Source organism: Kitasatospora sp. NPDC056184, assembly GCF_042268405.1.
Taxonomy (GTDB): Bacteria; Actinomycetota; Actinomycetes; order Streptomycetales; family Streptomycetaceae; genus Kitasatospora.
The window spans coordinates 134,797-156,556 of record NZ_JBHJUI010000006.1 but is presented as its reverse complement, the minus strand read 5'-3'; the positions used below and the strand labels follow the sequence as shown (position 1 = coordinate 156,556).

Genomic DNA, 21,760 nt, shown 5'->3' with positions numbered 1-21,760 from the left:
CCTTCCGGCTCCCCCTCACAGCCTGGAGTGATCGACCGATGACGACGACGGCGAAGTTCGACCCCTGGTCGGCGGCGTTCGTGGCCCACCCCTACGACGCGTACGCCGCCCTGCGCGAGCAGGCCCCGGTGACGTACTTCGAACCCACCGGCCAGTGGCTGGTCTCGCGCTTCGAGGACGTCAGCGCGCTGCTCCGCGACCGCCGGCTCGGCCGCACCTACACCCACCGGTTCAGCCACCAGGAGTTCGGCCGCCCCGAACCCGACCCGGCGCACGAGCCGTTCCACACCCTCAACGACAACGGCCTGCTCGACCTGGAGGCCCCGGACCACACCCGGATCCGCCGCCTGGTCTCCAAGGCCTTCACCCCGCGCATGGTCGAGGGCCTGCGCCCCACCGTCCGGCGGCTCGCCGGGGAACTCGTCGACGGCCTGCTCGCGGACGGCGGCGGCGACCTCGTCGCCGCCGTCGCCGAGCCGCTGCCGGTCGCGGTGATCGCCGAGATGCTCGGCGTCCCGGAGTCCGACCGGCACCTGCTGCGCCCCTGGTCCGCCGACATCACCGGGATGTTCGAGCTCAACCCGAGCGAGGAGGCGGCCCGCCGGGCCGTCACCGCGAGCACCGAGTTCTCCGACTACCTGCGCGCCCTCATCCGCGAGCGCCGGGCCGCCCCGGGCGAGGACCTGATCAGCGCGCTGATCAGGCCCAGGAGGGCTCGGACGCGCTCAGCGAGCAGGAGATGATCTCCACCTGCGTGCTGCTGCTCAACGCCGGCCACGAGGCGACCGTCAACACCACCGGCAACGGCTGGTGGGCGCTGTTCCGCCACCCCGGGGAGCTGGCCCGGCTGCGCTCCGACGTCGACGGGCTGCTGCCCACCGCCATCGAGGAGCTGATGCGCTGGGACACCCCGCTGCAGCTGTTCGAGCGCTGGGTGCTGGAGGACATCGAGGTCCGCGGCGTCACCGTTCCGCGCGGCTCCGAGGTCGCCCTGCTCTTCGGCTCCGCCAACCGCGACCCCGAGCGCTTCGCCGACCCCGACCGGCTCGACCTCGGCCGCACCGACAACCCGCACATCACCTTCGGCGCCGGAATCCACTTCTGTCTCGGCGCCCCGCTTGCCAGACTGGAGCTCACCGAGTCCTACGGCACCCTGCTGCGGCGCGCCCCGGGCCTGCGGCTGGTCCGCGAGCCCGAGTGGCAGCCCGGCTATGTGATCCGGGGGCTGAAGGAACTGCTGGTCGAGGTCTGACCACGAGGGCGACGGGGGAGCGGGCCGTGGGCGGCAAGGCGACGGGGGCACTGCTGGGGCTGGCGATCGGGGACGCGCTGGGCAGGCCCACCGAGTTCGACGACGTCGAGGCGATCGCGTGGCGGTGGCCGGACTGGCGGCAACTGCCGCTGCCCGAGCGGGCACTGGTCACCGACGACACCCAGATGACGCTCGCCCTGGCCCGCGGCCTGCGCACCGCGCTGGCCCGGGGGCCGCTCACCCCGCTGCGGCTGGAGCGGCCGGTGCGGGAGGAGTTCGTCGACTGGTGGCGCTCGCCGCAGAACAACCGGGCCCCCGGGATGACCTGTCTGGCGTCCTGCCAGCGGCTCAGCACGCCGGGCCGCCGCTGGCAGACGGCGAGCGACGTCGGCTCCAAGGGCTGCGGCGCCAACATGCGGGTCGCCCCGATCGGCCTGGTCCGGGAGCTGACCCCGGCCCAGGCCGCCGGCGCCGCCCGGCTCCAGTCCGCGCTCACCCACGGGCACCCGACCGCGCTCGCGGCGAGCGACCTCACCGCGTACGCCGTCCGCAGGCTCGCCGAGGGCCTGCCGCCGGCCGGTCTGACCGCCGACCTGCGGGCGCACGCGCTCGCCAACCGCACCCGGTACGACGCGTTCTGGCTCGGCGACCTCGCCGACCGCGCCCAGGACCGCACGGCCGAGGCGTTCACGGCCCGGGGCTGGGACGAGTGCCTGGCGGTGCTCGACCGGCTGGACGCCGCGCTCGCGGCGCCGGACGTCGAGGCCGACCCCTGCCTGGCCACCGGCGAGGGCTGGATCGCCGAGGAGGCGCTCGCCACCGGGCTGCTCTGCTTCCTGCTGCTGCCGGACGACCCGGTGGCCGCCGTCCGCCGGGCCGCCTACTCCTCCGGGGACTCCGACTCGATCGCCTGCCTGACCGGCGCCTTCGCCGGGGCCCACCTGGGCGCCGGGGCCTGGCCGGCCGCGTGGGTGGAGCGGATCGAGCACCGGGACGAGCTGCTGGAGTTCGGCGCGCTCTGGGACTGACCGGCGGGCCGCCCCCGGACGGCGCGCGACCGCGGCACGGCGGTCCGGGCCGGGGAACCGGTGCCGGACCCGTCGCGTCCAAGCGGCGCCCAGGCGCGGGCACCCGCCCGCGCCGCGACCCGAGAGGCGGGGCCGGCCATGTCCGCGACGTCCGTCCGCACCCGCCGCCCGGCGGTGCTCCTGCTCTGCTGCGTGGCCCTGCTCACCGCCTGCGGCTCCTCCGGCGGCGGTACGGCCGTGCTCCGGGCCGACCCCGTGACCGTGCCGCCCGCCGACCCCGCCCGGACCGCCGCCACCGCCGCGGCCACCGGCGCCTTCGGCCTGGACCTGCTGCACACCCTCACCGCCGACCCCGGTGCGGCCGGCCGCAACCTGGTGCTCTCGCCGTCCGGCCTGGCCACCGTGCTCGCCATGGTGCTGCCCGGCGCCCGCGGCGCCACCGCCGAGGAACTCGCCGGGGCGCTGCACACCGAGCTCACGCCCGAGCAGTACGCGCTCGCCACCGGCGCGCTGAACCGGCCCGGCGCCCCGGCCGGCCAGGACGGGCCGGTGCTCAGGCAGTCCGACGACCTCTGGGCCCAGCAGGGCTACCCGATCGACCGGCACTACCTCGGCGTCCTGGCCGCCGCCTTCGGCACCGGCGTGCACACCGCCGACTTCGGCAAGGACCCGGAGGGCGCCCGCAAGGCCGTCAACGGCGTCGTGGAGAAGGCCACCGAGGGGCGGATCAAGAACCTCTTCGGCCCGGGGCAGATCAACCGGGGCACCCGGCTCGCGCTCACCGACGCGCTCTACCTCAAGGCCGACTGGGCCGAGCCGTTCACGGCCGCGAAGAGCGCCGACCGGCCGTTCCACCGCCTCGACGGCACCGGGTCCGCCGTCCCCACCATGGCGCAGACCACCCGCCTGCGCTACGCCGAGGGCTCCGGCGGCATCCTCGGCGAACCCTGGCAGGCCGTCGAACTCCGCTACGCGGGAAGCACCCTGGCGATGGATCTGGTGGTTCCCGCGCAGGGCGGCTTCGAGGCCTTCCGCAAGGGCCTGGACCAGGCGGAGCTGGACCGGATCCTCGGCTCGCTCACCGAGCGGACCGTCGACCTCACCCTGCCGAAGTTCCACTTCGACACCGCCAACGAACTCACGCCCGCCCTGCAGGCCCTGGGCGTCAAGGCCGCCTTCGGGGCGGCCGCCGACCTCTCCGGCATCCCCGGGCCGGGCGCCGACGGGGCGCTCGCCATCAGCACGGTGGTGCAGAAGGCCACCGTGCAGGTCGACGAGCAGGGCACGGTCGCGGCGGTCGGCAGCGGCGTCGGCATGGACGTGATGGCCGCGCCCGCGCCGGCGAACCCCGTCGAGCTGCACATCGACCGGCCGTTCCTCTTCCTGATCCGGGACACCGCCACCGGACGGCCGCTCTTCCTCGGACAGGTCACCGACCCGGCGGCCCGGTGAGCCGACCGGGACCGCTACCCGGCCGGGTAGCGGTCCCCGAGCGCCGGGTGGCCCGGCTCGCGGCTGCCGAACAGCACCAGCAGGTCGTCGGCCGTCCGCAGCAGCGCCTCCCGGCCCTCCACCGCCTCCGCCCAGGCGGCCGGCAGCGCGCTCGCGCCGTACGCCGCACCGACCAGGTTGCCGCAGACCGCGCCCGTCGAGTCGCTGTCCCCGGAGTGGTTCACCGACAGCAGCAGCGCCGTCCGGGCCGGCTCCGGGCCGCCGGCCGCCGCGAGCAGGCAGTACACCGCGATCGCCAGGCACTCCTCGGCGATCCACCCCAGCCCGACCCGCTCCACGGCCTCCGCCGAGGGCTCGGACTCCTGGGCCACCCGCACCGCCCGGGCCAGCGCCTGCACCGTCTCCTTCGAGGCCGGCCACTCCCTGGTCTGCTCCACCGTCTCGCCGACCGCCGCCCAGGGCTCCGTCCCGGCCGCCAGCCGCTCCACCAGCGCCGCGAACGCGCCCGCCGCCAGATAGCCGGTCGGGTGCCCGTGGGTCAGCTGCGCGCACTGCGCGGCCAGGCCGAACGACTGCTCCGCGCCCAGCCGGCCCAGCCCGAACGGCGCCGAGCGCATCACCGTGCCGCAGCCCTTTGAGTGCGCGTTGATCGGCCCGGGCTGCCCCAGCGCCACCGGCGGCTCGAACACCGGGTGGTACTGCACCCCGGTCAGGCAGGCGTTGCCCGGCGCCCGCCGCGCGTACAGGAACGGCTCGCGCAGCAGCCAGCCGTCGTACGGGCGGGCCGGCGGCTCGCGGTCCGGCGCGCCCTGCTGCTGGGTGAGCAGCCACCGCCGGTACGCGCCGTGCACCGCCTCCGGCACCGAACCGCCACCGCCCGACCAGCCGCGGACGAAGCCGCGGATCAGGCCCTCGGCGGTGAACAGCGTCATCTGGGTGTCGTCGGTGACCTCGGCCACCAGTCCGCCGCCCGGCAGGCCGGTCACACCGTCCGGGCCGAAGCGCTCGCGGATCTGGTCCAGCTGGAGGAACTCCACCGGCCAGCCCAGCGCGTCCCCGACCGCCCCGCCGAGCAGCGCCCCGCGCACCCGGTCCCGGTAGCCCGTCTCCGTACTCACATCGCCCACCCCTCGTAGTCCCCGCGACCTGTTCTACCAGGCGTCCGGGCCGCCGCCGCGGACCTCAGCGCCGGATCTCCCCGGAACGTCCGCGCAGCGACGCCCGGTCCGCGGCCGCGCGGCCCGCCGCCCAGCCCTCGCCGTCGCTCACCCGCACGCGCTGGGAGACCAGCTTGGGGAACATCCGGTCCACCTCCTGGTCCACCGCCTCGGTGCGGGCCTTCAGGGCCGGCAGCAGCCGCGTGTCCGGGACCAGCTGCTCCGCCGTGCCGTCCTCGCGCAGGTGCCGGCCGGCGGCGGCTTCGCTGGTCGTCCGCTCGGTCGCCTCGGCCAGCCGCTCGCGGATCCGGGCGGCGTACGCCACCAGGAAGGACTGCCGGAACGCCTTGGTGCGCGAGGCGCCGTCCAGGTGCTGGCGGGCGCCGGCCTGCTGCATCGCGTGGGTCGCCTGCACCAGGAGCGAGGTGTAGAGCAGCTCGACGCCGTCCAGGTCCGCGTCGAAGCCGATCACGGTGCAGAAGCCGAACTCCTTCGCCCAGACCACCCGGCAGCGGTTGGCGGCCGCGACCGCGTCCAGCAGCATCGTCTTCGGGCTCTCGTACGGGTTGTCCACGCCGATCCGCAGCGCGCCCGGCGCGTGCGGGTCGGCGCCGTCGACGGCGAGCAGGGCCTCGTCGATGCTGTGCTGGGCCATCAGCTGCTGGGCCTTGGCGGTCAGCGCCTCGGCCTCCTCGGCGAAGTCGGTGGACTCGGCCTTCGCCAGCAGCGCGCGGATCCGCGACAGCATCCGCGGCTCACCGGCCACCGGGCCGCGCGGCCGGCTCCCGGCGCGCGGTGCCTGGCCCGGGGCGGGGCCCACCGGCGCGATCGGGGGCAGCCGCCCCCAGCTGCGCAGCAGCTCCAGCAGCGCGGTGGCCAGGGCGAAGCGGTCCAGCCGGTGGCGCTCGGCGAACGCGGGCAGGTACGCCTCGTCGGAGGGCCACCAGACGGCGGCCTCCAGTTCACGCAGCTGCTCCTGCCACCGCCGGTCGGGGGCGGAGGCGGGATGGCGGCGGTTCTCGGCGGCGATCAGGTCGACGGCGAGGGCCAGGTGGACCGGCTTCAGGTCGCGGCGCACCACCCGCGCCAGGTCGGCGGGGCGCCAGCCGGCGGACCAGCACCGGCCGACCGCGGTGTCGGCGTACCCGAGGACGGCCCGGCTCACGGCCGGCCACTGCCCGGCGGAGGCGGCCAGCAGCGAGGCGCCGGTGTCCAGCGCGAGGTCGAGGGCCTCCTCGGAGGCGGTCACCGCGCCGCGTACGGCGGTCTCCAGCAGCGGACCGACGTCCCCGCCCCCGCCGCCCTGTTTCTGCCTGCCCACGCCGTGCACCTCCGGTCCCGTACCTCCCACCCATGATGCCGGACCGGCCCGTAGGGGCCGTGCCGGAGCGGAGGGGAGCGGGGACGGGGGACTCCGGTCCCACAGCGCCCGCGGGAAACCCCGCAGGTCGGGGCGGCGGGCGGCCGACAACCCGGTCGCCGTCGTCTGGGCCGTCTTCTGCGGTGAGGGCCGCGACTGGCCGCGCGATCCCGAGCAGTACCGCCGGGACGCGGTCCGCGACCGGGCGGCGAACCCGCTGGCCGGCGACCTCGGGGCCACCGTCACGCCGTGCGCGTTCTGGAAGTCCGCCGCCGGTGAGCCCGCCGCGGTGGTGGACAACGACGGCGGCGCGCTGATCCTGCAGAACGAGTGGGACGCCCAGGCGACGCTGCCGATGGCCCGGGGCATGCACCGGGCGCTGCGCGGCTCGCGGATGGTCACGGTGGCCGGCGGTGAGGGCCACGGCGTGCTGGTCGCCGGCCCGTCCTGCGCCGACGCGACCGCCGCGCGGTACCTGGTCACCGGACGGCTGCCGGCGAGGGACGTGACCTGCGGCGGCTGACGCCCCGTCGGGAGGCCGGAGCGTCCGGCCTCCCGCGCGGCCCCGCGGCCGTCAGCGTTCGACGGCCTTGGCGAGGATCTCGGGGAGGCGCTCCAGCAGCCGGCCGGCCGCCAGGCGCAGGCCCAGGGTGGCGACGAGGGCGCCGTAGAGGGGGCCGGCGAGCAGCAGCGGCCAGGTGGGGGCGTCGGCGGCGAGCGCCCAGGCGAGGTAGCCGATGGCGGGGGACGCCACGACGGCGCTGCCGAACATCGAGCCGAAGCTGTTCAGCATCACCAGCCCGCCCTGGCCGGGGGCGGCGTTGCGCATCGGGTTGTTGTCGGCGGGCATGGTGTACGGCGCGAGCACGCTGAGCACGGCGCCGACGGCGATGCCGCTGCCGAGCAGGGCGAAGGCGGCGCCGAGGGCCGCGGGCAGGCCGGACCACTCGCCGGTGGCGGCGGCGAGCACGAGGGAGAGCACCAGGGTGACCGGGACGGCGTAGGAGAGCAGGGCGAACGCGCGGCCGCGCAGTTCGTCGCGGGCGTCGGCGGGGGTGAGCAGGGTGGCGGCGACCATCCAGAACGCGGAGCCGTCCATGCCGAACAGATTGAGCATCTGCAGGCCGAGGAACATCCCGGTCATCGCCACCAGGTAGACCGTGGACCAGCCCTGGACGATCGACAGCACGCAGACCACCAGCGTCATGCCGATGCTGGTGAAGACGGCGGCCTTGGCCCGCGGCTCGCGCCAGGCGTACCGCAGGTGGCGCTGCATCACGGCGCCGACCCGGCCGTCCGGGAGGAAGCGCCGGCCGCGCCGCGACTCCTGGACACCGCGCACCACCTCCACCGTCGAGGCGTCGGCGGTCACCATCAACTGCTGGAGACTGGCCCGCCACCAGCGCAGCAGCAGGAGGAGCAGCGCGGCGGTCGCGGCCAGCTGGAGCAGCGCGAGCGGGTACCGGCCCTCGCCGGCGGTGCGGACGGCGTCGACGGCGGAGACCGGCGGGATCCAGCGCAGCACGGAGGCGATCGGGGCGAGCGGTTCGAGGTCGAGGCCGTTGGCTCCGGGCTTGCCGAGGACGCTCTGCGAGCCGACGTTGGCGATCTGCACCAGCAGCGCGAAGAACAGGCCGCCGAAGATGGCGAAGTCCTTGCCGCGCCGGCTGGAGAGCAGCCGGGCGTTGCCGGCGGCGACGGCGCGGGAGAGGACGACGACGGTGAGCACGGCGAGCGGCACCCCGACCACCCCGGCCGCCGCCGAGGCGCCGCCGGCGGCACCGGAGAGCGCGGCGCCGGTGAACAGGACCAGGCTGACCAGCGGACCGGGCCCGATCAGGGCGGCCAGCACCGAGCCGCGCAGCAGCGGCGCGGGCCGCAGCGGCAGCATGGTGAGCCGGGTCGGATCGGCGCTCTCGTCGCTGGCGAAGAGGAAGAGCGGGAGCGCGGCCCAGCCGAGGGCCAGCGCGCCGGTGAGGACGACGCCCGCGTCACCGGCGGATCCGCCGTCGGTGGCGTGCTCCAGCATCGCCATGGCGAGCGCGATCCCGGCGGCGAACAGCACTCCGAGCACGGTGCCGAGCGCGTAGAGGGCGGCGCGGCCGCGGCTGCGCCGCAGGCCGTTGCGCAGCAGCCGGACCTTGAGCGAGACGAGGGTGCGCACGACGGTGCGGTCGTCGGGCAGTCCGGTGGGCGTGAGCGCGGCGGGGGAGGAGCTCACCGCTCGCCACCGCCGAGCCAGCCGAGCGCACGGCCGTCGTCCTCGCGGACGCCGATCAGCTCCAGGAACGCCTCGTGCAGGCTGCGCCCGCCGCGGACGGTGTCCAGCGGGCCCCGGGCGACGACCCGGCCGGCGCTGACGACCGCGACCCAGTCGCAGAGCTGCTCGACGAGCTCCATGACGTGGCTGGAGAAGACGACGGTGGAGCCGGCCGCCGCGTACCGCTTGAGCACGCCGCGGATGGTCTGGGCGGAGACCGGGTCGACGCCCTCGAAGGGCTCGTCGAGGAACAGCACGTCGGGGTTGTGCAGCAGCGCCGCGGCGAGGCCGATCTTCTTGCGCATGCCGGTGGAGTAGTCGGCGACCAGCTTGTCGGCGTGGCCGGCGAGGTCGAGGACGTCGAGCAGCTCCTCGGCGCGGCGGTCGACCTCGGCGCCGGGCAGGCCGCGCAGCCGGCCGTTGTACTGGAGCAGTTCGCGCCCGCTGAGCCGCTCGAACATCCGCAGGCCCTCGGGGAGGATGCCGATCCGGGCCTTGGCGGCGACCGGGTCGGCCCAGACGTCGGCGCCGTGGATGAGCACGCTGCCCTGGTCCGGCCGGAGCAGGCCGGTGACCATCGACAGGGTGGTGGTCTTGCCGGCGCCGTTGGGGCCGACCAGTCCGACGAACGCCCCGGCCGGCAGCTCCAGGCTGAGACCGGCGACGGCGGCCTGGGTGCCGAAGTGCTTCCACAGGCCCCGGATGGACACGGCCGAGGGCGCGGGGGCGGGGGACGGCGGCGGCGCTGACGCCTGCATGGCGGCTCTTTCTGCTGGTGGTCGGACCGGTCGGGACCGGTGCAGGTTCCATGATCGACACGGGCCCGACGACAGCCTGCCACCGTCCGGCCGGGCCTGTCTCCTGTGGCGATGCCCCGGGTGTGTCTGCGCCAAACGGGTGAGACCGGCGGCCCGCGGGGCCGGGCGCGGGCCCGGTCGCCGCGGGTTTTCGGGAAAAGACCGAACAGCAGCCGGAATTGGCAACTACTCAGGGCGCCCGTTCGTCCTGCACTATGAGAGTCGAGTGAACGGGGAGGGACCGTGGTCGCGCGGGGGTACCGGGAGGTGGCGGATGGCCGTCCAGCCGTGGGGTGACCAGGGCCACGGGATGGCCAAGCCTCCCGCGTCCGTGCCGCCGGTGCCGGGGATGCCGCCCGCCGCGCCGCCGCACGGCGCGATGCCGCACGCCGCACCGCCGCACGTCGCGATGCCGCAGTCGGCGATGCGCGCGGCGACCGCCGACCGCGAGCGGACGGTGGACGTGCTGAAGGCCGCGTTCGCCGAGGGCCGGCTGAGCGCGGCCGAGTACGGCGACCGGTTCGACGCGGCGAGCACCGCGCAGACCTACGGCCAGCTCGCCCGGCTGGTCGCCGACCTGCCGTCCGGCCCGATGGTGGCGCCGCAGATGATGGCGCCGATGATGGCCGGGCCGGTCGCCGTCCCGGTGCCGCCGACCTTCCTGGCCCCGCCGCCGGCCCGCCGGACCAACGCCCTCGCGGTGACCTCGCTGGTGCTCGGCCTGCTCTGCGTGCCGACCGGCGGCATGCTGGGGGTGCCGGCCGTGATCACCGGCCACATCGGCCGCAGGCAGGCGGCGGAGCGCAACGAGGACGGTGACGGCATGGCCGTCACCGGGATCGTCTTCGGCTGGCTGTCGATCGCCTTCTGGGCGCTGATCCTGACCACGGCGGTCCTGTTCGGCTGACCGCCCGACGCCCGCGCGGAGGCCGCCACCGGGTGGCGGCGGCCTCCCCGGTGTGGTAGGGCGGTAGGAGGGCGGTCGGACACCGGGCGGCCGCGCGCGGGACACCCGGGCGACACCCGGCCGACGGCCCCCACCTGCGGCGTTGCATTTGTTTTGACCGCGCCCGATGCGCTAGGTACGCTCTGACCTTGTGCCTGGGGTGTCCCCGGGTCCTTGTGCGTGCATGCACACCGGTCGCCGCGCCGAGCCGGAGCGCCTCCCAGCGCGCCGCGCGTAGAGCGCCGTCGCTGTACATCAGCCCACGGGATTCCGTGCCGGAAAAAACCCAACACACCCGACCGCGTGGGTCGACCACGGGGCCGTGTGCGAGGGAATCACCGCAGGTTAGTTCCACCAAGCCTTGGCACACAGAAAACGGAGAAACGGTGCCTACGATCCAGCAGCTGGTCCGAAAGGGCCGGCAGGACAAGGTCGAGAAGAACAAGACTCCCGCGCTGAAGGGCTCCCCGCAGCGCCGTGGGGTCTGCACGCGTGTGTACACGACCACCCCGAAGAAGCCGAACTCGGCGCTTCGTAAGGTCGCCCGTGTGCGCCTCACCAGCGGGATCGAGGTCACCGCTTACATTCCGGGCGAGGGCCACAACCTGCAGGAGCACTCCATCGTGCTGGTTCGCGGTGGTCGTGTGAAGGACCTTCCTGGTGTCCGCTACAAGATCATCCGCGGTTCGCTCGACACCCAGGGTGTCAAGAACCGCAAGCAGGCTCGCAGCCGCTACGGCGCCAAGAAGGAGAAGTAAGAATGCCTCGTAAGGGCCCCGCCCCGAAGCGCCCGGTCATCATCGACCCGGTCTACGGCTCCCCGGTCGTCACCCAGCTGGTCAACAAGATCCTGCTGCACGGCAAGCGCTCCACCGCCGAGCGGATCGTCTACGGCGCCCTTGAGGGCGTCCGTGAGAAGAGCGGCGCAGACCCGGTCGTCACGCTGAAGCGTGCGCTGGAGAACGTCAAGCCGGCCCTCGAGGTCAAGTCCCGCCGTGTCGGTGGCGCGACCTACCAGGTTCCGGTCGAGGTCCGTCCGGGCCGCGCCAGCACCCTGGCGCTGCGCTGGATGGTCGGCTACTCGCGCGCCCGTCGCGAGAAGACCATGACCGAGCGCCTGATGAACGAGATCCTCGACGCCAGCAACGGCCTGGGCGCTTCCGTGAAGCGTCGCGAGGACACCCACAAGATGGCCGAGTCCAACAAGGCCTTCGCGCACTACCGCTGGTAGTCCCTACCCCGTCACTAGACAGAGAGAGAACGAGCCACCATGGCTGCAACCTCCCTTGACCTCGCCAGGGTCCGCAACATCGGGATCATGGCGCACATCGACGCGGGCAAGACCACCACCACCGAGCGGATCCTGTTCTACACCGGCGTCTCGTACAAGATCGGTGAGGTCCACGACGGCGCTGCCACGATGGACTGGATGGAGCAGGAGCAGGAGCGCGGCATCACGATCACGTCGGCCGCGACGACCTGTCACTGGACCGTCGACGATGCCGACCACACCATCAACATCATCGACACCCCGGGTCACGTCGACTTCACCGTCGAGGTGGAGCGTTCGCTGCGCGTCCTCGACGGTGCCGTGACGGTGTTCGACGGTGTCGCCGGTGTCGAGCCCCAGTCCGAGACCGTGTGGCGGCAGGCTGACCGCTACGGCGTCCCGCGCATCTGCTTCATCAACAAGCTGGACCGCACGGGCGCCAACTTCTTCTTCTGCGTCCAGACCATCGTGGACCGCCTCGGCGCGACCCCGCTGGTCATGCAGCTGCCGATCGGTGCCGAGGCGGACTTCCAGGGCGTTGTCGACCTGGTCCGCATGAAGGCGCTGGTCTGGTCGGCCGAGGCCGCCAAGGGCGAGATGTACGACATCGTCGACATCCCGGCCGAGCTGCAGGAGCAGGCGGACGAGTACCGCGAGGCCCTGATCGACACCGTGTCGAACGTCAGCGACGAGATCATGGAGCTCGCCCTCGAGGGCGAGGACATCCCGGTCGAGCTGCTGCAGGACGCGATCCGCAAGGGCACGCTGAACTCGGACTTCACCCCGATCTTCTGCGGCACCGCGTTCAAGAACAAGGGCGTCCAGCCCCTGCTCGACGCCGTCGTCAAGTACCTGCCGTCCCCGCTGGACATCGAGTCCATCGAGGGCACCAAGCCGGGCGACGACACCGTCAAGATCTCCCGCAAGGCCTCGGACGACGAGCCGCTCGCCGCGCTCGCGTTCAAGATCATGTCGGACCCGCACCTCGGCAAGCTCACCTTCGTCCGGGTCTACTCGGGCCGCCTGGAGTCCGGCACCTCGGTGCTGAACGCCGTGAAGGGCAAGAAGGAGCGCATCGGCAAGATCTACCGCATGCACGCGAACAAGCGTGAGGAGATCGAGTCGGTGGGCGCCGGCGACATCATCGCCGTCATGGGCCTGAAGCAGACCACCACCGGTGAGACGCTGTCCGACGAGAAGAACCCGGTCATCCTGGAGTCCATGGACTTCCCGGCCCCGGTCATCCGCGTCGCGATCGAGCCCAAGTCCAAGGGCGACCAGGAGAAGCTGGGTGTCGCCATCCAGCGTCTCGCGGAGGAGGACCCCTCCTTCCAGGTCAACACGGACGAGGAGACCGGCCAGACCATCATCGCGGGTATGGGCGAGCTGCACCTCGAGGTGCTCGTCGACCGTATGCGCCGTGAGTTCAAGGTCGAGGCCAACGTCGGCAAGCCGCAGGTCGCGTACCGCGAGACGATCCGTCAGGCCGTCGAGCGCATCGACTACACCCACAAGAAGCAGACCGGTGGTTCCGGTCAGTTCGCCAAGGTGCAGATCGCGATCGAGCCGCTCGAGCAGGCCGAGGGCTACGAGTTCGTCAACCTGGTCACCGGTGGCCGCGTGCCGCGCGAGTACATCCCGTCGGTCGACGCCGGCTGCCAGGAGGCCATGGAGTTCGGCATCCTCGCCGGCTACCCGCTGCAGGGTGTCCGCGTGAAGCTGCTCGACGGTGCCGCGCACGACGTCGACTCCTCCGAGCTCGCGTTCAAGATCGCCGGCTCGATGGCCTTCAAGGAAGGCGCCAGGAAGGCCAAGCCGGTCCTCCTGGAGCCGATGATGGCCGTCGAGGTCACCACGCCCGAGGACTACATGGGCGACGTGATCGGCGACATCAACTCTCGCCGTGGCCAGATCCGGTCCATGGACGAGCGTCACGGTGCCCGCGTCGTCACGGCGCTGGTGCCCCTCTCCGAGATGTTCGGCTACGTCGGTGACCTGCGCAGCAAGACCTCCGGTCGCGCCAGCTACTCGATGCAGTTCGACTCGTACGCCGAGGTTCCCCGGAACGTCGCGGACGACATCATCGCGAAGGCCAAGGGCGAGTGACGTCCCGATTTTCGGGACGATAACCACCCCTTAGGCTATTAGGAGGCAACCCGGGAGGATCCGGTCGGATCCTCCCGGGGCCTCCGGCCCCCCCACCAGCGGGACGGCACGGGATGTCCTCCGGACAACCCGCACCACAACCGATCAAAGACCAACTGACGTCACCACGGCGTACAGAACTGTCCTCAGGAGGACTCAGTGGCGAAGGCGAAGTTCGAGCGGACGAAGCCCCACGTCAACATCGGCACCATCGGTCACATCGACCACGGTAAGACCACGCTGACCGCGGCCATCACCAAGGTGCTGCACGACGCGTACCCGGAGATCAACCCCTTCACGCCGTTCGACCAGATCGACAAGGCGCCGGAGGAGCGGCAGCGCGGTATCACCATCTCCATCGCGCACGTCGAGTACCAGACCGAGGCGCGCCACTACGCCCACGTCGACTGCCCGGGTCACGCGGACTACATCAAGAACATGATCACCGGTGCCGCCCAGATGGACGGCGCCATCCTGGTGGTCGCCGCCACCGACGGCCCGATGCCGCAGACCAAGGAGCACGTCCTCCTGGCCCGCCAGGTCGGCGTTCCGTACATCGTTGTCGCCCTGAACAAGGCCGACATGGTGGACGACGAGGAGATCCTGGAGCTCGTCGAGCTCGAGGTCCGCGAGCTGCTCTCCGAGTACGAGTTCCCGGGCGACGACCTGCCGGTCGTCCGCGTCTCCGCCCTGAAGGCCCTGGAGGGCGACAAGGAGTGGGGCGAGAAGCTCCTCGGCCTCATGCACGCGGTCGACGAGAACATCCCCACCCCGGCCCGCGCCGTGGACCAGCCGTTCCTGATGCCGATCGAGGACGTCTTCACGATCACCGGTCGTGGCACCGTCGTCACCGGTCGTATCGAGCGCGGTATCCTCAAGGTCAACGAGACCGTCGACATCATCGGCATCAAGACCGAGAAGACCACCACCACGGTCACCGGCATCGAGATGTTCCGCAAGCTGCTCGACGAGGGCCAGGCCGGTGAGAACGTCGGTCTGCTGCTCCGTGGCATCAAGCGCGAGGACGTCGAGCGCGGCCAGGTCATCATCAAGCCGGGTTCGGTCACCCCGCACACCGACTTCGAGGCCCAGGCCTACATCCTGTCGAAGGACGAGGGTGGCCGCCACACCCCGTTCTTCAACAACTACCGCCCGCAGTTCTACTTCCGTACCACGGACGTGACCGGCGTCGTGACCCTCCCCGAGGGCACCGAGATGGTCATGCCGGGCGACAACACCGCCATGACGGTCGCGCTGATCCAGCCGATCGCCATGGAGGAGGGCCTGAAGTTCGCCATCCGTGAGGGTGGCCGCACCGTCGGCGCCGGCCAGGTCACCAAGATCATCAAGTAATTGGTGTTCTGACCTGCCTGGACCGCACAGGCGATCCGAAGGGCCCCGTACACCCTGGGTGTGCGGGGCCCTTCGGCGTTCCCGGCCGCGCCGGAGCGGAGCGGTCCAGGACGCCCGCATTCTGGATACACTGAGCGACCCCGCGGCCCTCCGCCGAGCAGGGCCGACCGGGGTTCCCCGAGCCACACTCGCCGAAAGCGCTCCGGAATGCACTCTCCTCCGCTCCTGACGAAGCCCTCGTTGCTCCGGCGCCGTGCCGCGGCTCGTGGGATAGGCGGGGCGGCCGAGGGCGGACCGGCCGGGCGGCCGCGCCTGTACGCCCTCGACGGGATGCGCCTGCTGGCCGCGCTGAGCGTGGTCTCCTTCCACTGGGCGGCGTACGTGGACATCTCCGGGGTGTGGGAGGGGGTGACGCCCCGGGATGCGCTGCCCCGGCTGAACCACGTGGCCTCCTACGGCTGGCTGGGCGTCGAACTCTTCTTCGTCATCAGCGGGTTCGTGATCTGCATGAGCTGCTGGGGCAAGCGGCCCGGCGAGTTCTTCGTCTCCCGGGTGGTCCGCCTCTACCCGGGGTACTGGGTGGCGGTCCTGCTCACCGGCGCCGTGGTGCTCACCTTCGGGCAGTACGCCCGGACCTTCGCGGCGAGGGGTCTGCACGTCGACACCGTCGTCGCCAACCTGACCATGCTTCAGGAGCCGCTCGGCATGAGGCACGTCGACGGCGTCTACTGGACGCTCTGGGTCGAGATGCGGTTCTACCTGCTGTTCGCCCTCGTGGTGGCGGCCGGTCTCAGCTACCGCAGGGTGGTGGCGTTCTGCGGGATCTGGACCGTCCTGGCCGTCCTCGCGCCGCAGGGCGGGTTCCCGCTGCTGGCCACGGTCGCCATGCCCGACGAGGCGCCGTTCTTCATCGCCGGCGTCGGGATGTTCCTGATGCACCGCTTCGGCCGGGACCCGCTGCTGTGGGGGATCGTCGGCTTCTCCTGGATCCTGGCGCTGTCCCGCCTGCGCCATCTGCGGGAGGTCTACGTCGACGTCCTCGGCCACGGGCTGTCCTGGTACGCGATGGCCGCCGGGGTGACCGCCGCCTTCGTCCTGGTGCTCGGCGCCGCGCTCGGCCTGTTCGACCGGATCCGGTGGAAGTGGCTGACCGTGGCGGGGGCGCTCACCTATCCGCTGTACCTGATCCACCAGGAGATCGGCTGGACGGTGATCCACGTCCTGCGGCTGAACCGGGTCGGGGTCGCGGAGGCCCTCGGGATCACGCTCGTCCTGATGCTGCTGACGGCCTGGACCGTTCACCGGGTGGTCGAACGGCCGGTCTCCGCACTGCTCAAGAAGGCGCTGGACCGTTCGATGACGACCCTCCGCAGGGCCTCGGACGAGCCGGCGGTGCTGCGGCCCTGAGGGAGCGGGGCAGGATGAGGACAACGCTCAAGAAGCCTTCATGCGGCGCTGAAAACCTGCTGTTAGCCTGGCCGCGATCACCCGGTCGGCACAGGCGGCTCACGTCATCTCCCACTCGCCGTCTCGATCGGCCGGGACCCGGGCGCGGGCTGCCGATGTCCGATCGATCGCTTTCGAGACCCAAGGGACGAGGCGACACCTGATGTTCAACGCAGCAGCCCACGACGCGGGAAAGGCGGCCGAGGGGCCGGCGCCGCTGTTGTCGGTCGTGATGCCGATCTACAACGAACAGGAGGCCCTGCCCCTGACCGTCGAGCGGTTGCGGCCGATCCTGGACGAGCTGGAGGTCGACTACGAGGTCGTCGGCGTCGACGACGGCAGCACCGACGCCACCCCGGCGATCATGCAGAAGGTGCGCCAGGACTGGCCGCAGTTCCGGGTCGTCCGCTTCGCCCGCAACTCCGGGCACCAGGCCGCGCTGACCGCCGGCATCCACCGCGCCTTCGGCGACTACGTGGTGTCGATCGACGCCGACCTGCAGGACCCGCCGGAGAAGATCCCCGAGATGCTCTCGCTCGCGCGGGAGGGGAACCTCGACGTCGTCTACGGTGTGCGCGGCGACCGCGGTACCGACACCGCCTTCAAGCGCCGCACCGCCGGCGCCTACTACTGGCTGATGCGCAAGCTGGTCGGCAAGAAGATGCCGAACCAGGCCGGCGACTTCCGGCTGCTCAGCCGCGCCGCGGTGAACGCCCTCAAGGCGATGCCCGAGCACCAGCCGGTCTACCGCCTGCTGGTGCCGTGGCTGGGCTTCCCCAGCGGCGAGGTCGTCTACGTGCGCGAGGAACGGGTCGCGGGTTCGACCCACTACCCGCTCTCCAAGATGGTCCGGCTCGCCCTCGACAGCATCACCAACTTCTCCGCCGCCCCGCTGCGGCTCGCCACCTGGCTCGGCATGCTGAGCTTCGTGCTCTGCGTCGCGCTCGGCATCTACACTGCGGTCGAGTACGTGCGCGGCGAGACCGTGCCCGGCTGGTCCTCGCTCTTCGTCGGCATGCTGTTCCTGGGCGCCGTCCAGCTGATCTGCATCGGCCTGCTCGGCGAGTACGTCGGCCGGATCTACTCGGCGGCCCAGGCCCGCCCGGCGTACTTCGTCGGTTACGACTCGGCCGAGGAAACCGACGAGGGGACGCGGAAGGTCTCCGCTTACGCGATGTGACCCCGGACCCGGCCGGGCCCCGGCGCCCCGCCGCGGGCCGAGCCGGCGGCCGGGGCCGGCCCGCCGGGCGACGCAGTGGCGCAGGAGAAGTGGACGATGGGCACGACTGACGGCACCGTACCCGCGCCGGGCGCGCGGGCCGCCGCGCCGGAGCGGTCCGGCGCGAGCGCCGTGTCGGGGACCGGCGCGGCCCCGTACGGACCGGGCACCCGGCTGCTCGGGTTCCTGCCCGCGGCCGCGGCCTACGCCCTGCTGGTCGCCCTGCTGTCGGCCGCCGACACCTCGTTCGGCGACATCGCCCGCTACACGGGCTACCTGCTCTGGGCCGTCCTGCTGCCCGGCACACTCGTCTTCCGCGCGCTCCGCCGCCGGCCGCACACGCTGCTGGAGGACCTCGCCCTCGGCGCGGTGGTCGGGCTGGCCCTGGAACTGCTCGCCTGGGCCGTGCTGGTCGGCCTCGGCCTGCAGGCGGCGGCCGCCGCCTGGCCGCTGGCCGTGGTGGTCCCGTTCCTCGCGGTGCCGGGGCTGCGGCGGCACTGGTTCCCGCGCGGCTACCGCCGGATGCCGGCCGGCTGGTCCTGGTCGGTCGCCGGCACGGTCGCGCTGACCGGCGGCTACCTGTACGCGGTCTTCCTGAGCCGGAACCCGGTGCTGCCGGACACCGAGACCACCCGGCAGTTCATCGACCTGCCGTACCTGCTCTCGCTCGCCGGCAACGCCAAGCACCACATGCCGCCGACCTTCCCGCAGGCCGCCGGGGAGCCGCTGCACTACCACTGGTTCACCTTCGCCCACATGGCCATGGGGGACCTGGTCGGGCGCATCGACCTGACGGTGATCCAGATGCGGCTGATGGTGCCCGCGCTGGCCGCGCTCGCCATGGTGGTCACCACCGCGGTGGCCCACCGGCTGACCGGCCGGGCGTGGGCCGGACCGGCCGCGGCCCTCCTGATCTTCGCGGTGGGCGAGTTCGGCGCGAGCTACCCGAGCGACTCGCCGAGCTGGCCCTTCGGGGCCCCGGCCGTGCCGCTGATGATGTGGGCGAGCCTGTCGCTGACCTACAGCCAGCCGCTGCTGATGGCCCTGGTGGGCGTGGTCGGCGACGCGCTGCGCGGCCGCGGCGGCCGGGAGCCCGGCGGGATCCCCGCGCTCGGCCGGGGCGCCTTCGTCCTGACCGCCCTGTTCGCGCTGGCCTCCAGCGCCGCCAAGGCGAGCTCGCTGCCGGTGACCCTGGCCGGCCTGGCGTTCGCCGGCCTGATGGTGCTGATCGGCACCCGGCGCGTCCCGTGGACCGTCATCGGGCTCGGCGCGATCGTCGGCGGCGCCCAACTCTTCGCCACCGCCGTGCTGTTCCGGTTCGAGAGCTACGGCCTCGACGTGGTGCCCTTCGGCAACATCGCCAGGTACTGGGCCGATCCGCAGCAGAGCCGTACCGCGGTGACGCGGAGCGCGGTGGTCGCCGTCACCCTGGTCGCGTTCCTGCTCAACCACCAGCTCCGGATGGCGGGGACGGTTCCGCTGTTCCTGCGCCGGCGGCTCCGGCCGGAGCCGGCCCAGTGGTTCCTGCTCGGCGGAGCCGTCGCCGGGCCGGCGGCCTATCTGGCGGTCAACGGCTTCAACTCCAGCTACTTCACGCTCGCCGGGCTCTCCTTCGGCGTGCTGCTGTCCGCCTGGGGCTACACCGAGGTCTTCGAGCGCGCCGCACTGCCGGCCCGCGGCAAGGCCGCGCTGGCCGCCGGCACGCTCGCCTTCGTCCTGCTGCTCACCCACGGCATCCACCGCCACGCCGACGACTGGGCGGCCTTCGCCCTGAACGCGGTCGGCGACGCCGGGGGCACGGCGTCCTACGCCGCGCTGGTGCCGGCGCTGGCCGCGGCCGCGGCGCTCGCGGGCATCGCGGCGGTGTGCGGCCTGCTGTGGCGGGCGGCGGGCCGGGCACTGCCCGCCCTGCGCCACCGCGGCGGCCTGGTCCTGCTCACCGCGGCGCTGGCGGCGGGCGCGCCCGCGCTGCTGCTCGACGTGCGGCAGGCGGGGGAGCGGTTGTGGGACGGCACCTGGCCGCTGCCCGCCAGCCAGGTGCAGGCCGCGCGCTGGGTGCGCGCGCACAGCGCACCCGAGGACGTGCTCGCCACCAACACCCACTGCCGCTCGGACACCGACTACGCCCACCCGGGGGCGGCGTGCACCAACGCGCTGTCGTTCTACCTGAGCGCCTACTCGGAACGCTCGGTGCTGGTGGAGGGCTGGGCCTACTCGCCGCGGCTGATGTCGGAGAAGTCCGGCAGCTTCTGGGACCAGCGGCTGCTCGCGCTGAACGACGACGCCGTCTACCGGCCGACCGCGGAGGTCCTCGGCCGGCTGCGCGCCGAGCACCGCGTCCGCTACGTCGTGGTGAACCGCAAGACCGGGCCGGAGTCGCCGGCCCTGAAGACCCTCAGTACGCAGGTCTTCGACAACGGCCGGATGGCCGTGTACGAGCTCTCCTGACCGACTCCGAAGCATTGGGCATCCAGATGGTCTCCACCGAAAAGCCTCCCGCGGCCACGCCGGACCAGCGGCCGGCGGCGCCGCCGGCCGGCACGGTCAAGCGCCAGCTCCCGTCGTTCGCGGTGATCGGCGTGCTGAGCACGCTGTTCTACCTGGGCCTGTACGTGGCCGCGCGGTGGTTCGTCGACGCGCAGGCGGCGAACCTGATCGCGCTCGCGGTGAGCGCGGTCGCCAACACCGCCGCCAACCGGCGCTTCACCTTCGGCATCACCGGCAGCGACGGCGCCGTCAAGCACCAACTGCAGGGCGCGGTGGCGTTCCTGATCGGCCTGGGGCTGAGCTCCGGGATGCTGGCCCTGCTGGACCGGGCCGTGCCGGACGCCTCCAAGGCGGTCGAGGTCGGCGGACTGATCGTGGCCAACGGCCTGGCCACGGTGGTGCGCTTCCTGCTGCTGAAGGTCTGGGTCTTCAAGGACTGAGCCCCGGGGGCCCCGGGGCTCTCAGGCCCCTTCGGGGGCCGCCGCGCGGGCGGAGCAGAGGGTGGCGCTGGGGGCGCGTGCTCATGGCTTCCCGACGGAGGGGGGAGGGAACGCGACGGGGGCGGGCCGCACGGCCCGCCCCCGTCGCGCGGAGAGCCCGGTGTCAGGCGGTCTGCGCCTGCCACAGGGCGCGGACGGACTGGCGCAGCGAGCGCTTCGGCACCCAGCCCAGGTGGTCGCGGGCGGCGAGGACGTCCATCTGCTGCCACTCGGTCTCCGGGCCGGTGCCCTCCGGGGCGGGGACCTCGGTGACCGCGGTCGGCACACCGCTCTCCTCGATCAGGAGGTCGACCAGCTGCCGGGCGGCGGCGGCCGAGCCGCTGCCGATGTTGAGCACCGGCGGGACGCGGCGGCCGGCGGCCAGGAACTCGGCGGCGAGCTGCACGGAGTCCAGGACGTCGATCAGGTCGACGAAGTCGCGCTGGGCGGAGAGCGGCTGGAGCGACAGCTCGGCGGTGGTGCCGGCCAGGCGGGCGGCGTCGAGCTTGCCGGCCATCACGCCGAGCAGGCTGTGGCCGGGCTGGCCGGCGCCGACGACGTTGCCGAGCCGCAGCACGACCGCGTCCAGCCGGCCGCCCTCGGTGGCGCGCACGACGGCCTCGGTGGCGAGGAGCTTGAGCCGGCCGTACTCCATCACCGGGGCCGGGGTGTCCTGCTCGTGCTGGCTGACGCCGACCGGCGCCATGCCGTACTCGTGCACGCTGCCGAGGTGGACCAGCCGGGCCGGGGCGGCCATCGCGGCGACGGCCTCGATCAGCCGCTCGGTGAGCACGACGTTGGCCTCGTGCATCTGCTCGTCGGTGAGGCCCCACATGCCGCCGGCGGCGTTGACGACGGTGTCGATCCGCTCGCGGTCGAGCAGTTCGGCGAGCTCGGCCGGGTCGGCGACGGACAGGTCGAAGGCGGCGAACCGGCCGGGGGCCGGGACCTCGGGGGCCTTGCGGGCGACGCTGAGGACCTCGATGCCCTGCTCCAGGAGCCGGTCGCCGAGCAGTCGGCCGATGAAGCCGGTGCCGCCGAGGACGGCGTAGCGGGCCGGGGCCGGGTGCGGGGTGGTCATGGCAGGGGACTCCCTAGATGGCGGTGCT

17 protein-coding genes and 1 pseudogene are annotated in these 21,760 nt (G+C 73.0%); 13 read left to right on the top strand and 5 right to left on the bottom strand.

What is annotated here, in order from left to right; all coding sequences use genetic code 11:
• Positions 1-38 precede the first annotated feature (38 nt).
• From ACFC0B_RS14700 to ACFC0B_RS14690, 3 genes and pseudogenes are all read left to right on the top strand, one after another.
• Positions 39-1,252: pseudogene (locus ACFC0B_RS14700) on the top strand (cytochrome P450).
• The gene (locus tag ACFC0B_RS14695; protein ID WP_376086384.1) at positions 1,249-2,280 is read left to right on the top strand and encodes an ADP-ribosylglycohydrolase family protein; all 1,032 of its coding nucleotides are present in this window, start codon (positions 1,249-1,251) and stop codon (positions 2,278-2,280) included. Before ACFC0B_RS14700 ends, ACFC0B_RS14695 begins: the two are co-directional and overlap by 4 nt.
• 138 nt (positions 2,281-2,418) lie before the next feature.
• Positions 2,419-3,732, top strand: a complete 1,314-nt coding sequence (locus ACFC0B_RS14690; protein WP_376086176.1) for a serpin family protein — start codon at positions 2,419-2,421, stop codon at positions 3,730-3,732.
• A gap of 14 nt (positions 3,733-3,746) precedes the next feature.
• Here the strand turns inward: ACFC0B_RS14690 and ACFC0B_RS14685 are convergent, their stop codons facing one another.
• Positions 3,747-4,850 carry an ADP-ribosylglycohydrolase family protein gene (locus tag ACFC0B_RS14685; RefSeq protein WP_376086175.1) on the bottom strand — a complete coding sequence of 368 codons (1,104 nt, stop codon included), beginning with the start codon at positions 4,848-4,850 and terminating at the stop codon, positions 3,747-3,749.
• A 64-nt stretch (positions 4,851-4,914) separates the two neighbouring features.
• Complete coding sequence (locus tag ACFC0B_RS14680; RefSeq protein ID WP_376086174.1) at positions 4,915-6,210, bottom strand: DUF2786 domain-containing protein; 1,296 nt, start codon at positions 6,208-6,210, stop codon at positions 4,915-4,917.
• A gap of 328 nt (positions 6,211-6,538) precedes the next feature.
• Between ACFC0B_RS14680 and ACFC0B_RS14675 the strand changes: the two genes are divergently transcribed.
• Positions 6,539-6,772 carry an alpha/beta hydrolase gene (locus ACFC0B_RS14675; protein ID WP_376086173.1) on the top strand — a complete coding sequence of 78 codons (234 nt, stop codon included), beginning with the start codon at positions 6,539-6,541 and terminating at the stop codon, positions 6,770-6,772.
• Positions 6,773-6,823: 51 nt separating this feature from the next.
• Here ACFC0B_RS14675 and ACFC0B_RS14670 read toward each other — a convergent pair whose 3' ends face one another.
• Together ACFC0B_RS14670 and ACFC0B_RS14665 are read right to left on the bottom strand one after the other, a co-directional pair.
• Positions 6,824-8,470 carry a transporter gene (locus ACFC0B_RS14670; RefSeq protein ID WP_376086172.1) on the bottom strand — a complete coding sequence of 549 codons (1,647 nt, stop codon included), beginning with the start codon at positions 8,468-8,470 and terminating at the stop codon, positions 6,824-6,826.
• The gene (locus ACFC0B_RS14665) at positions 8,467-9,267 is read right to left on the bottom strand and encodes an ABC transporter ATP-binding protein (protein ID WP_376086171.1); all 801 of its coding nucleotides are present in this window, start codon (positions 9,265-9,267) and stop codon (positions 8,467-8,469) included. Before ACFC0B_RS14665 ends, ACFC0B_RS14670 begins: the two co-directional genes overlap by 4 nt.
• A 313-nt stretch (positions 9,268-9,580) precedes the next feature.
• Between ACFC0B_RS14665 and ACFC0B_RS14660 the strand changes: the two genes are divergently transcribed.
• From ACFC0B_RS14660 to ACFC0B_RS14620, 9 genes are all read left to right on the top strand, one after another.
• Positions 9,581-10,213: a DUF4190 domain-containing protein gene (locus ACFC0B_RS14660; protein ID WP_376086170.1), complete on the top strand. Its 633-nt coding sequence runs from the start codon at positions 9,581-9,583 to the stop codon at positions 10,211-10,213.
• A 425-nt stretch (positions 10,214-10,638) separates the two neighbouring features.
• Positions 10,639-11,010 (top strand): 30S ribosomal protein S12, encoded by a 372-nt coding sequence (gene rpsL, locus ACFC0B_RS14655; RefSeq protein WP_014144289.1) that lies wholly within the window; start codon positions 10,639-10,641, stop codon positions 11,008-11,010.
• 2 nt (positions 11,011-11,012) lie between these two features.
• Positions 11,013-11,483 (top strand): 30S ribosomal protein S7, encoded by a 471-nt coding sequence (rpsG, locus tag ACFC0B_RS14650; protein ID WP_030393278.1) that lies wholly within the window; start codon positions 11,013-11,015, stop codon positions 11,481-11,483.
• Between the two features lie 39 nt (positions 11,484-11,522).
• Positions 11,523-13,628, top strand: a complete 2,106-nt coding sequence (gene fusA / locus ACFC0B_RS14645) for an elongation factor G (protein ID WP_376086169.1) — start codon at positions 11,523-11,525, stop codon at positions 13,626-13,628.
• Positions 13,629-13,826: 198 nt separating this feature from the next.
• Positions 13,827-15,020 (top strand): elongation factor Tu, encoded by a 1,194-nt coding sequence (tuf, locus tag ACFC0B_RS14640; protein ID WP_376086168.1) that lies wholly within the window; start codon positions 13,827-13,829, stop codon positions 15,018-15,020.
• 240 nt (positions 15,021-15,260) lie between these two features.
• Positions 15,261-16,427: an acyltransferase family protein gene (locus tag ACFC0B_RS14635; RefSeq protein WP_376086167.1), complete on the top strand. Its 1,167-nt coding sequence runs from the start codon at positions 15,261-15,263 to the stop codon at positions 16,425-16,427.
• Positions 16,428-16,629: 202 nt separating this feature from the next.
• Entirely contained in the window at positions 16,630-17,646 is a 1,017-nt protein-coding gene (locus ACFC0B_RS14630; protein ID WP_376086166.1) for a glycosyltransferase family 2 protein, read from the top strand.
• Positions 17,647-17,742: 96 nt separating this feature from the next.
• Positions 17,743-20,133: a hypothetical protein gene (locus ACFC0B_RS14625; protein WP_376086165.1), complete on the top strand. Its 2,391-nt coding sequence runs from the start codon at positions 17,743-17,745 to the stop codon at positions 20,131-20,133.
• 26 nt (positions 20,134-20,159) lie between these two features.
• Positions 20,160-20,612, top strand: a complete 453-nt coding sequence (locus ACFC0B_RS14620) for a GtrA family protein (protein WP_376086164.1) — start codon at positions 20,160-20,162, stop codon at positions 20,610-20,612.
• 163 nt (positions 20,613-20,775) lie between these two features.
• Here ACFC0B_RS14620 and ACFC0B_RS14615 read toward each other — a convergent pair whose 3' ends face one another.
• Positions 20,776-21,732 carry an NAD-dependent epimerase/dehydratase family protein gene (locus tag ACFC0B_RS14615; RefSeq protein WP_376086163.1) on the bottom strand — a complete coding sequence of 319 codons (957 nt, stop codon included), beginning with the start codon at positions 21,730-21,732 and terminating at the stop codon, positions 20,776-20,778.
• Between the last annotated feature and the right edge of the window lie 28 nt (positions 21,733-21,760).

Coding starts and splice junctions, on each gene's coding strand:
- ACFC0B_RS14690 (WP_376086176.1), top strand. CDS start 2,419: ATGTCCGCGACGTCCGTCCGCACCCGCCGCCCGGCGGTGCTCCTGCTC.
- ACFC0B_RS14665 (WP_376086171.1), bottom strand. CDS start 9,267: ATGCAGGCGTCAGCGCCGCCGCCGTCCCCCGCCCCCGCGCCCTCGGCC.
- ACFC0B_RS14660 (WP_376086170.1), top strand. CDS start 9,581: ATGGCCGTCCAGCCGTGGGGTGACCAGGGCCACGGGATGGCCAAGCCT.
- rpsG (WP_030393278.1), top strand. CDS start 11,013: ATGCCTCGTAAGGGCCCCGCCCCGAAGCGCCCGGTCATCATCGACCCG.
- fusA (WP_376086169.1), top strand. CDS start 11,523: ATGGCTGCAACCTCCCTTGACCTCGCCAGGGTCCGCAACATCGGGATC.
- ACFC0B_RS14630 (WP_376086166.1), top strand. CDS start 16,630: ATGTTCAACGCAGCAGCCCACGACGCGGGAAAGGCGGCCGAGGGGCCG.
- ACFC0B_RS14625 (WP_376086165.1), top strand. CDS start 17,743: ATGGGCACGACTGACGGCACCGTACCCGCGCCGGGCGCGCGGGCCGCC.
- ACFC0B_RS14620 (WP_376086164.1), top strand. CDS start 20,160: ATGGTCTCCACCGAAAAGCCTCCCGCGGCCACGCCGGACCAGCGGCCG.
- ACFC0B_RS14615 (WP_376086163.1), bottom strand. CDS start 21,732: ATGACCACCCCGCACCCGGCCCCGGCCCGCTACGCCGTCCTCGGCGGC.